Source organism: Planktotalea sp., assembly GCF_018607995.1.
GTDB lineage: Bacteria > Pseudomonadota > Alphaproteobacteria > Rhodobacterales > Rhodobacteraceae > Planktotalea.
Genome location: NZ_JABBAL010000026.1, coordinates 1 through 10,981, shown reverse-complemented (window position 1 = coordinate 10,981; position 10,981 = coordinate 1). Strand labels below are relative to the sequence as shown.

General features: G+C 51.3%; 10 protein-coding genes. 4 read left to right on the top strand and 6 right to left on the bottom strand.

What is annotated here, in order from left to right:
• Window positions 1-397 precede the first annotated feature (397 nt).
• Complete coding sequence (locus QZ280_RS10875; RefSeq protein WP_293443948.1) at window positions 398-520, top strand: hypothetical protein; 123 nt, start codon at window positions 398-400, stop codon at window positions 518-520.
• Between the two features lie 338 nt (window positions 521-858).
• Here QZ280_RS10875 and QZ280_RS16365 read toward each other — a convergent pair whose 3' ends face one another.
• The 4 genes from QZ280_RS16365 to QZ280_RS10860 form a co-directional block, all read right to left on the bottom strand.
• Window positions 859-1,320: a thermonuclease family protein gene (locus QZ280_RS16365; RefSeq protein WP_365734572.1), complete on the bottom strand. Its 462-nt coding sequence runs from the start codon at window positions 1,318-1,320 to the stop codon at window positions 859-861.
• Between the two features lie 41 nt (window positions 1,321-1,361).
• A complete protein-coding gene (locus QZ280_RS10870) occupies window positions 1,362-2,051 on the bottom strand; it encodes a helix-turn-helix domain-containing protein (protein ID WP_293443945.1) in 690 nt (229 codons plus the stop codon).
• A 541-nt stretch (window positions 2,052-2,592) separates the two neighbouring features.
• Complete coding sequence (locus QZ280_RS10865; protein ID WP_293443942.1) at window positions 2,593-2,922, bottom strand: heavy metal-binding domain-containing protein; 330 nt, start codon at window positions 2,920-2,922, stop codon at window positions 2,593-2,595.
• Between the two features lie 18 nt (window positions 2,923-2,940).
• Window positions 2,941-3,576 (bottom strand): DUF1826 domain-containing protein, encoded by a 636-nt coding sequence (locus QZ280_RS10860; protein ID WP_293443939.1) that lies wholly within the window; start codon window positions 3,574-3,576, stop codon window positions 2,941-2,943.
• A 139-nt stretch (window positions 3,577-3,715) separates the two neighbouring features.
• Here QZ280_RS10860 and QZ280_RS10855 point away from each other — a divergent pair, with 139 nt between their 5' ends.
• Window positions 3,716-4,612: an IS481 family transposase gene (locus QZ280_RS10855; RefSeq protein ID WP_293443936.1), complete on the top strand. Its 897-nt coding sequence runs from the start codon at window positions 3,716-3,718 to the stop codon at window positions 4,610-4,612.
• Between the two features lie 987 nt (window positions 4,613-5,599).
• On the opposite strand, the gene QZ280_RS10850 is transcribed toward QZ280_RS10855, so the two are convergent.
• Window positions 5,600-6,304, bottom strand: a complete 705-nt coding sequence (locus QZ280_RS10850; RefSeq protein ID WP_293443933.1) for a response regulator transcription factor — start codon at window positions 6,302-6,304, stop codon at window positions 5,600-5,602.
• A complete protein-coding gene (locus QZ280_RS10845) occupies window positions 6,297-8,216 on the bottom strand; it encodes a PAS-domain containing protein (RefSeq protein ID WP_293443930.1) in 1,920 nt (639 codons plus the stop codon). The genes QZ280_RS10850 and QZ280_RS10845 overlap by 8 nt, the downstream gene beginning before the upstream one ends.
• A 183-nt stretch (window positions 8,217-8,399) precedes the next feature.
• On the opposite strand from QZ280_RS10845, the gene QZ280_RS10840 reads away from it, so the two are divergent.
• Window positions 8,400-10,373, top strand: coding sequence for an AMP-binding protein (locus QZ280_RS10840; protein WP_293443927.1), 1,974 nt, complete (start codon window positions 8,400-8,402; stop codon window positions 10,371-10,373).
• 10 nt (window positions 10,374-10,383) lie between these two features.
• On the top strand, window positions 10,384-10,981 hold a 598-nt coding region (locus QZ280_RS10835; protein WP_293443924.1), incomplete at its 3' end, for an ATP-binding cassette domain-containing protein.

Genomic DNA, 10,981 nt, shown 5'->3' with positions numbered 1-10,981 from the left:
TGGACCAAAGGCCAAGCATGCACTAACTTTCAAATTGGACCACTCAAACGGGGCTGCTCAATCTTGAACGTCGAGTTGAGTAATCTTCCTTAGTCTAGCACTTGTATACAAACCAAGTAATGCGCCCCACTTGTGACCGTCCGTCTTTACTAGCCGAGCGTGGTTCATTGTTAGCTCAACATAGAGCTTTGCGGTGTGCTCACGAGTGTACGGTTTTCGCGCATCTTTAGTCTGCTTTGCCTTCGCAACTTTCATGCCTTCAAACAACTTCTGAGGTGTATGCCCGTGTAGCTCTGCCCAATGCCAAAAGCTGTCTGACGTCAGCGCCTATGGGTCCAAATAGGGTTGTTTGCTAAGAGAGGGTTTGTTGCTCATCCTAACCACTGAGGAGTGGACCATGAGAAAGACAAAGAAGAGCCCCGGCGAGAAGATGGTCAAAGATATCAAGCGCGCCACACGCAAGCATTACTCATCCGAAGAGAAAATCCGGATTGTGTTGGATTGGCATGGGGTGGTCTAGTCATTGATCATCACAATACGGGTAATTGGGACAGCTACCAACTGCGCCAAAGTTCGGATCAAACAATAAGAGCAAAGCAAAGGCTGCGACCAAAAGTATGCACAACACGAATAAAGCGCGTAAAATCTTCTTAGCTGAACGCTTCATTTTACCCTCTCTTATACCCAACACTCAGGTTGTAGTCTGTCTCACATGTATCCCCTGAGCAGCACTCAAAGATATTAGATTTACAAATGGCACACTGTTCATGCCCATGAACGACTACAGTGTTCAGTGGTGACTGGCATCTAGGGCATCGTTGCTTGTGGGCATTGGCTGGGTGAAGGGTGTTGTCCATCTTAATATCTGTTCCATACGTCATACTTAGGCCAGACCTTACATGCAGAGTTTTGCATCATGTACGATCCAAAGTCTGAGCCACCAACAGAACAATATCCTACTAACCGATCATAGGTCTTAGCTCCTGTAAGCTCACACCGAGCCAAAGAACCTTTGAACTGCTTGGCGACCTTTGTTGCTTTGTCACCTTGTCGTGTGCCGTTCTCTGGGCAATCAAGTGCTGACAACCTCACGGCTACTCCATTTACTTCTATAGTATCTCCATCCCTGACATGGGTTACAGTTCCATTCAATGTGGATGGGCTAGAAGGGTCCTTAACAGCTTTCTTGGTAGCGCTGTGGCAGTGGTAGGGCTTAGAGCCAGCATGGCAGCCCTGTTTGTTTAAGCCGCCACTGTGAGCATCGGCTTGGGTGCTATACCCAATCAGAAGTGCTAGTATGGTGCCTACATGTCTGATCATGGATTATGTAGCCTATACAGGTCCTCGAGATACTTGCTGTGTTATTTTAGCCTATCTCTTAGGGCTTCGTAAGGGGTCTTACCGTTATGCGTGCCGCGCTTGATGTAGGCATGCCTGACACCACTGTTTTCGACATGCCAATGGAATTTGGTCTGTAACTCGTGGCCATTATCCGTGCGCACCTTGCGAATGCGGAAAGGGAACTTTTCGATGATGTGTTCAATGAAGTCGATGGCATTTACCTGCGTGTGTTTCTCGTAGACCTTGAGAGCGCGAACTCTGGTTGCATCGTCGATCGCTGTATATTGGAACCGGCGAACCTTTTCTCCACTTTTCCCTATGAATGTCAGAAACTTAACGTCCACTTGAATGTGATGCCCTGGCACCTGCTTCTGATAGCGTTTGGTGTGCAGCTTGCGCATTTGTGCGCCTCTGGGCAAACGGTTAAGGCCGTTATGCTTAAGGATACGGTAGACGCCGGCGTCGGAAATTTTGATGCCGTGGTCGCGCGCCAAATACCAAACAATCCTTATTGGCCCGAGGTGATACTTGCGCCGGAGATAGAGAACCTTCTCGACAATCTCAGCGGGTGTTTGATTGGCAGGGTTCTTCGGAATTGATTTAGCATTCTTCAAACCAGCTTCACCATGCTTTTGATATGCATCACGCCATCTATAAAAAATGGATCTGCCGATCCCAAAATACTGGCAAGTTTTGTGGGCATTGCCGATCTTCTCGGCGTGCTAGAGCACTCTAAGTTTGCGCTGAATGTTGCGTTCTTCGTTCGTCAGGAATACTTCCTCCATCCCAAATCAGGGAATTTACAGAAAGTGTTCCGAGAGTCCGTAAATATCTACAGTGATATTATTCTTTATGTCGTCACCCTTAAGCGGGTGACTCAAGTTATGAACGCAAGGGTTTCCTTATGCCGCTCCCAATACTAGAACAAATAGAGATTGTCTTTACAATACAGTCATATGGCTTGCGCGTGACGACTAGAGAATGACACGCAAGTCACTCTCTCGAGCGAAAGGATCAAGCGAAAGACACTCGAAGCCAACGCTTGTATCACCGCCAGCACGCTGCATAATCAAACCAATCAGATGAGCCAAACTCTCTCTTAGTTTAGGCAGCCATTGGCCCCAAAAACCCTGACGACGGATATAGGATGACCTTATCTCGGAGCATCAGTTAACAGCGATCAAACAATAGGGACGAACGGCACACCACAACCTGCCAGTAATGCTAAAGTTACTATCAATACGATTTTATTCATCTGTTCTCTACCTCAATCCTTACAGCAGTACCCGACTCTACTAGCATCACCATAGACACTGCTGATGACAACTCAACGTAATCTAGGTCAAACCCTAATACAGCGTTAGCTCCAACCTCATACGCCTCTTTCTTAAGCTCATAGAGGGCAGTTCTGCGACTATCACGCATGGTTTTCTGTACAGCGTCAGAACGACCGCCAACGGTGTCTCTCACCCAGGCGAAGAGGTCTTTAAAGATGTTCATACCAAAGGCGCACTCTGCAGTAACTATCTCAATGCGTTTGGTGATGTTCAGGTTTGGTGCTGTTTCTGTCGTGAGGAGGATGGCGTCTATCTGTGGATTTTATTGGTGAGTATCATCTTCATAAACGGGGTCGAGCACAAGGACCAAACGGGATGCGCCTGTGCCTTCAATCGGAGGTGAGCGGTGAAGCAGTTTTGATGCTGGGTTTTCAGGCCATCGCGTGCCGCGCAAGACGATAGGTGAACCAGTCGGCATCGTGACGATCCGTTCTGGATCAGAGTTGTCTGTCGCCGTGCCATATTGCGTACCTGTCCCACGATAGGTGCAGATCAAGCGCGCTGTTAGGGCGTCGATATGAAACTTGTGGCACGCGTTTGTTGTCACAATATCCAGTCGGAAACGCACATAAGGTGCATTCATAGTGCGCGCGAAAGACGTCGCCAATTTGGTAACATCCTCAATAAAAGCATCGCGCTCTGCACATGCAGGCGTCTCTGCGATCTCGCAAAGGTGTCTCAGCGCGTTTCGCACCTTGTTCGGCCGTAAAACGACACGCGCATTTGGAAGCTGGGACGGTTCCAATGCCGCAATCCAAGATGCGAATTGATCGCTCTTTTGACGCCAAAAGACAGCCGCTCCGCAGTCCGGTTGATTGATCGCGGACAAACCTTCGAGTGATGTGACTTCTGCTACACCAATCACAGCAGTGTCCAAACGATCTGCGACTTGGGTCATGCGGCGTCCTCAACTCTGCGCCAGCCTGGGAACGGGTCAGGCATATCGAGGGGAAGCATATCTGGCCCAGTCTGTAGATATGTACGGACTCCCGGGACACTTCCTGTAAATTCCCTAATTTGGGATGGAGGAAGTATTCATGACGAACGAAGAACGCGACATTCAACGCAAACTTAAAGTGCTCCAGCACGCCGAGAAGATCGGCAACGCCCGCAAAGCCTGTCGATATTTTGGGATCGGCCGGTCCAGTTTTTATAGATGGCGTGATGCATACCAAAAGCATGGTGAAGCTGGTTTGAAGAACGCAAAATCAATCCCGAAGAACCCAGCCAATCAAACGCCTGCTGAGATCGTTGAAAAAGTGCTTTATCTGCGGCGCAAATATCACCTCGGGCCAATAAGGATCGTCTGGTACTTGGCGCGCTACCACGGCATCAATATCTCAGATGCCGGCGTCTACCGTATCCTTAAGCGTAACGGCCTTAACCGTTTGCCCAGAGGCACACGAATGCGCAAGCTGCACACCAAACGCTATCAGAAGCAGGTGCCAGGGCATCACATTCAAGTGGATGTTAAGTTTCTGACCTTCAAAGGAAAAAGAGGCGAAAAGGTCCGTCGGTTCCAATACACAGCTATCGACGATGCAACCAGAGTTCGCGCCCTCAAAGTCTACGAAAAGCATACTCAGGCAAACGCCATCGACTTCATTGACCACATCATCGAAAAGTTCCCATTCCGCATTCGTGAAGTCCGTACGGATAATGGCCACGAATTCCAAGCCAAGTTCCATTGGCATGTAGAAGATCTCGGGATCAGGCACGTCTACATCAAACGGGACACTCCTCAACTCAATGGTAAAGTCGAGAGATCTCACCGTTCCGATCAGCAGGAGTTCTATCAACTTCTCAGCTACAAAGGCGACGTTGACCTGGAGGCTAAACTCGACGAATGGGAGCGCTTCTACAACTTCGCTAGACCGCACGGTGCACACAACGGTCAGACACCTTACGAAGCGCTCAGAGACAAGCTACAGTAACAACGGAAGTGTCCCGCAGGTTCGTCTAGGCTACAGGCAGCCCGGCTCCTTGCCCTACTGCGATGCTGGCTGCTGTGTGCCGAAGGTCGTGAACCCAAATACCTTGGAGTTCGGCAAGTTCACAAATTGCTACCCAGGGTTTGGAGATGTCGACGAGTGGCTTGTTGCCATCGCGGCCTGGAAACACATATTGGACTTTGTGTAGCAGTTTTCTTTCTTTGGTATTTCTAACAAAGAAACTGCGGCACTGCTTAATTATAGGGGCTTTCTGCCGGTCTTACTGTCTGACAGTCGAATGACATTTTGGTCCAGCGATACCCACTCCCACTCAAAGCTCAAAACTTCGCCCTTTCTAGCTCCTGTCAGTAAAAGTAGAGATATTGCGTGAGCCATATCTGGCCAGAGGGCACCTTCATCAACAAGCTCGGACATTGCGGCACCCAAACGTCCAAGTGCTTCTCGGATAAGATAACGCTCTCTCGATTGTTCCCAGTACTTCTTGATGTAACTGCATGGGCTGGTGCCCTGATCTCGTCATTCCCAGATCTCAGCGAACGTCATAAGTTTGGAAAGGAGCGCCAGCGTGAGCTTTGCACGATAAGGAGTATTCGAAAGTGATGGATGAAGTCGTTCTATGCTTGGGTGGGTTAGCTCTTGAACCAATACGTTGCCGAACTTTGGCTCAAGTAGGCCGGTCCAATTAGAACGGTAATTGCCTTGTGTAGCTGGCTGCTTCTGGTTCAACTCACCTGCGTTTGTGGAGAGGTTTAGGTTGATCTTCTAAGTGTCTGGCTAAGTACTAGAGAATTCTCAGTGACAAGAAACAAGCGAGGCAAGTGTAGCTCACTTCAACTTAATACATTGTTTCTAAGATATTTTTGTCAACCGAGCGTGGTTTTGAGAAATTGGGCGAAAACACGTCTGGGCGTACATTTAATGAGTAGGTCGATAGTTCGAACCCACCACGACCCTCCATTTGTGACAGCACTATTGCCATTCAACGTCCCCTAAGAAAATGTACCCAGCGCCGTAGATAGTTTTGATCAACTGAGGGTTCTTCGGATCTTCTTTCAGTTTAGTCCGTAGGCGAGAGATGCGGACGTCCATCGCGCGGTCAAAGCTGTCGCCTGCGCCTCCACCCAGCATGTCTTGCATATGAGCGCGTGAAATCAATCGCTTGGGGCTTTCGAGAAACAGGCGTAGCACCTCGCCTTCTGCGTGGCTGAATGTGATTTGCTCGCCCGTACCATCCTCTAGAATATAGCGATCAAAGGAGGCAGTCCAACCAGAGAAACGCGCTGTGGTGGACGTGGTTTCGGTAGGCCTGCTTTTACGCAAGCGCACGCGGATTCGGGCGACCACCTCGGAGGGATCGAATGGCTTGATGATGTAGTCGTCCGCGCCCAGCTCAAGCCCTGTCACCTTGTCTTGAACTTGTGAGCGGCCAGAAATGATGATGACAATCGCGCCCAGCTCCAACGCCAGCCGGTGCACGAGGGTCAGCCCGTCTGTGTCAGGCAAGGAAAGGTCCACCAAGCACACGTCTGGTGTCAGCGTTTTAAGCGCTGCTTCGAATTCGCGCGCACGGCCAAAGCTCATCGTGCGAAAGCCTGCGTCTTCCAGCCTGTCGGACAGAATTTCGCGGATCTCTGGTTCGTCGTCCAGAATTGTCACAAGGGGCATATCACTCATTTGGTGTTCCTTTGAGAACCGCGGAGGCTAAGGCAGCGCGCAAGGCGTCTCTTGTGAAGGGTTTGTGCAAAAATGCACCGTTCTTGGCTGCGGCTTGATGCAGTTGATCGCTGGCGGGGAGGGACGTCATCAATGTAATAGGCTGCCATGTGGTTTGCGCCAGATCCAGCCCTGTTCGCGCGCCGCTCAGATGTATATCTGAGAGCACATAGGCAATATCCGGAACGGTGCTTAGAAGCGTTTCGGCCTCATGAACAGAGGTTGCTTCCAGTACCAAATGCCCCTGCGCAATCAACATGTCACGAATCGACATGCGGAGATCCTCGCTATCCTCAACAAGTAGCACAAGGCCGGGGGGAATCTGTTGATCCGCAGGTCTAAGTGGAAGGCGTATCACGACATGTGCGCCCTCTTTGTTGAACAGCCTCAGATCGCCGCCTGCGAGCTTAGTCATGTCATAGACCATCGCGAGACCGAGGCCCGATCCTTCGCCGCCCTTGGTCGTAAAGAATGGCTGTAAGGCTTGACCGAGTGCTTGTTCGGAAAATCCTAGGCCTTTGTCTGCAATTTCCAGCTCTAGCCAAGTGTCGCGCACAGCGCGCGCGGTTAGGGTAATTGTTGTGCCCTCTGGCGCAGCATCGCGCGCGTTCAGGATCAGGTTCAAGAGGCTGTCTTGCAGCATCCCTGAGTCCAGATTGAAGCTGCCGTCAGCTGTGTCGCATTGGATATCAAGGTGGTGATCCTGCCCCAAGGTTGGCGTCGCCATCGTGTGCAGTTCAGATAGAAACGTTGAGAGCTGCGTGGGCACTGGGCGAAAGATGCGTGGACTTGTCATGTCGGCGATCCGGTGCAGCAATCCAGCCCCACGACGCGCAGCGGCAAGGGTCGCCGTGATGAGATGATCCGCTTCAGGGGGCAGATTATCCATCCGCTCCAATTTGCCTTGCATGCCAAGAATGATGGTGAGCAGATTGGAGAAATCATGCGCCAAACCGCTGGTCAGTTGTGCCGCCATTTCGCGCCTGCGGGTTTGTTGCAACGCGACGCGCGCTTGGGTTTCTTCGGTGACGTCCATGGATAGAACATAGACACCTGCGACCTTGTCTTGCGTCGTTTCCGGTGTGAACGCGACGCGGATACGGCGCGAACTGGTATCATGTGTGAATTCAAAGACCGAAGGTGTGCCATCGAAAGCGCGCCTCAAGAAAGGTGCGATACTTGTGTGGTTTGCGTCGCCTAACACCTCCCGCGCTGTGCGGCCAACCAAATCATCGGAACTGCCCGGCATCACATCATTGAGACGGTGGTTGGAAAACGTGTAGCGCTGTTCAAGATCTAGGTGCGCTATATGTGCGGGCATCATTTGTGTTGTGAGACGTGTGCGCGCCTCCATTTGTGTAAGTTGGTGCTTGGTCTCCTCCAAAGCGGCATTGCTAGAGGCGAGTGCGCGGTTGGTCGATGCGAGCTCTTCGGAGCGGGCCAAGACCTGTTCGCTGAGTGCTTCAGAACGGGTTCTCAGCAGCGCTTCTTGTTGCTTTGTCTCCGTGATGTCTGTGTAGACTGTCACCCAACCACCTTCGGGCAAAGGCGCGCCCTCAACGCTGATCACGCGACCGTTGGCGCGGGTGCGTTCCATATAATGCGGCTCGAACGCGAGGGCGAGCTCAGCACGTACGGCGACGAACTCCTCGAGGTCGTCAATCTCACCGTATTCACCAGCCTCAGCGAGAAAGCGGATAACTGTTTCAAAACTCACACCAGTTTCGATCAGCTTGTCAGGCAGATTGAACATCTGCTGCATTGGTCGATTGATCAGCACCAAACGCAGGTCGGAATCGAAAATCGACATAGCTTGTTGGATCAGGTTCAATCCAGCTGCAATCATCGTGTCATGGCTATCTGTGCGTTTCATAGGCTGTTGCGTAGCATTGTCTGAAGGGGTGCGAAAAGCCCTGCTGCGAGGCTGTTACAATTCGTTAGGTTTCAGAAAACTTATAGAAAAAGTTGACCTTCACGAACTGTCTGACGCGGTATGCAGAGCGAGTCGCAAAAAGAGGCCATGTTCGCGCACAGCGAGCAACGGGAGGATACATCGTTGACACAAACGTCTGAAGGCGTGAACGGATTGACTTCCGTACCAGCGCTATTGCAACGGAACGCGGTCGAGTTTGGTGACAAAGCGGCCTACCGTGAAAAAGAGCTGGGCATCTGGCAGAATTGGACATGGTCTGAGGCTGCTGATGAGATCGATGCACTTGCACTTGGGTTGCTGTCACTAGGCGCTGCTGAGGGTGATTTTATCGCCATCATTGGGCGCAATCGTCCGTATTTGTATTGGGCGATGGTCGCTGTTCAATCTGTTGGCGCTGTGCCTGTGCCTTTGTATTCTGACGCCTCCGCTGATGAGATGGCTTATGTTCTAGATCATTGCGGCGCACGTTTTGTGATCGCGGCTGATCAAGAGCAGGTGGATAAAGTCACTGACGTCCAAGAAGGTCTGAGCCAGTTCGAGCAGATGATCTACCTCGACCCACGTGGTTTGCGCAAATACGATCACGCTATCTTGCATCAGTTTTCCAAGGTGCAAGATGCGGGCCGCGCTGCTTTGGGCGAGTTGATGCCAGAGCTGAACCGCCGCCGCGAAGCGCTCAATTACGACAGCACATGCGTGATGCTCTATACCTCGGGTACCACGGGCAAACCCAAAGGCGTTGTCCTAAGCAATCGCAATATTATCGAGACATCGCGGCATTCGTCTGAGTTTGATAGTTTGAGCGCGGGCGAAGATATCCTCGCTTATCTTCCCATGGCTTGGGTTGGTGATTTCATCTTCTCCCTCGGCCAAGCCTATTGGACTGGCTTCTGCGTCAACTGCCCTGAAAGCGTTGATACGATGATGACTGATCTGCGCGAGATTGGTCCAACTTATTATTTCGCCCCTCCACGCGTGTTCGAGACACAGCTCACCACTGTGATGATCCGCATGGAAGATGCGTCGCCGGTGAAGAAGCGCATGTTCGATTATTTTATGGCACATGCCAAGAAAGTTGGCCCTGCGATCCTTGATGGTGAGACCGTCGGTGCGATGGACAAGCTGAAGTATAAGCTGGGTGATTTACTGGTGTATGGTCCGCTTAAGAACACGCTTGGTTTCACGCGTGTGCGTATTGGCTACACGGCTGGTGAAGCGATTGGGCCTGAGATTTTTGATTTCTACCGTTCGCTCGGAATTAATTTAAAACAGCTTTATGGTCAGACCGAAGCGTCTGTCTTCATCACGCAGCAACCTGATGGGCAAGTGCGCTCTGACACTGTTGGGGTTCCTTCCCCCGGCGTTGAATTGAAGATCGCTGAGAACGGTGAAGTCTTTTACCGCTCTGAGGGGACGTTCGTTGAGTATTACAAGAACGCCGAAAGTACAGCGGATACCAAAAATGCAGAAGGCTGGGTCGCGACGGGAGACGCTGGTTTCATCGAAGAAGGCACAGGCCATCTGCGCATCATTGATCGTGCGAAGGATGTGGCGAACATGTCTGACGGCGCACTGTTCGCGCCGAAATACGTTGAGAACAAGTTGAAGTTCTACCCCAACATTCTTGAGGCTGTCGTTTTCGGTGCTGGCAAAGATCGGTGCACCGCATTCATCAACATTGACCTTACAGCGGTCGGTAACTGGGCTGAGCGCAACAACATCGCTTATGCCTCTTACCAAGAGCTTGCGGGCCATCCCCGCGTGCTTGAGACGATCCAAGAACATGTAGAGACAGTGAATAAATCTGTTGCCGAAGATCCTATGTTGTCGGGCTGTCAGATCCACCGCTTCTTGGTTTTGCACAAGCAATTGGATGCGGATGATGGCGAGTTGACGCGCACGCAAAAGGTGCGTCGCAAGATCATTGGTGAGAAGTTCGAGGATTTGGTGAACGCGCTTTATGACGGATCACCGGAAATCTACACAGAAACCGAAGTGACGTATGAGGACGGCCGCAAAGGCGAAATCAGCGCGACGCTTGAAATACGTGATGCGGCAGTAGTTCCTGTCACAGCGTCAAAGATTGCTGCGGAATAAGGGACTTATAATGTTGGACTCAACAGTTAGCTACGTCACAGAAGACGGCCGCACGATTGGCGGTGTTGTGATGGAGATGAAGAACATCACGCTGCGCTTTGGCGGTGTTGTTGCGATCAAAGATATCTCGTTTGATATTCGCGAGGGCGAAATCCGTGCGATTATCGGGCCGAATGGCGCTGGTAAATCGTCGATGCTGAATGTGATCTCGGGCTTTTATGTGCCGCAAGACGGTGAGGTTCTGTTTCATGGTAAACCGCGTCCGCAGATGAAGCCTTATGAGGTTGCGCAGCAAGGTATCGCGCGCACCTTTCAAAACATCGCTTTGTTTGAGGGCATGACCGTTCTGGACAACGTCATGACTGGGCGTTTGAATAAGATGAATTCGGGTCTTTTGGCGCAAGCGATTTGGCGCGGCAAGGCGGAGCAGGAAGAGATTGAGAACCGCGAGAAGGCGGAGAAGATCATCGACTTCTTGGAAATCCAGCACATCCGCAAAACTCCTGTCGCACGTTTGCCCTATGGTCTGAAGAAGCGAGTCGAGCTGGCGCGCGCGCTTGTCTCGGAGCCGTCGATCTTGCTTCTGGATGAGCCAATGGCGGGTATGA

Coding starts and splice junctions, on each gene's coding strand:
- QZ280_RS10850 (WP_293443933.1), bottom strand. CDS start 6,304: ATGAGTGATATGCCCCTTGTGACAATTCTGGACGACGAACCAGAGATC.
- QZ280_RS10875 (WP_293443948.1), top strand. CDS start 398: ATGAGAAAGACAAAGAAGAGCCCCGGCGAGAAGATGGTCAAAGATATC.
- QZ280_RS10860 (WP_293443939.1), bottom strand. CDS start 3,576: ATGACCCAAGTCGCAGATCGTTTGGACACTGCTGTGATTGGTGTAGCA.
- QZ280_RS10855 (WP_293443936.1), top strand. CDS start 3,716: ATGACGAACGAAGAACGCGACATTCAACGCAAACTTAAAGTGCTCCAG.
- QZ280_RS16365 (WP_365734572.1), bottom strand. CDS start 1,320: ATGATCAGACATGTAGGCACCATACTAGCACTTCTGATTGGGTATAGC.
- QZ280_RS10845 (WP_293443930.1), bottom strand. CDS start 8,216: ATGAAACGCACAGATAGCCATGACACGATGATTGCAGCTGGATTGAAC.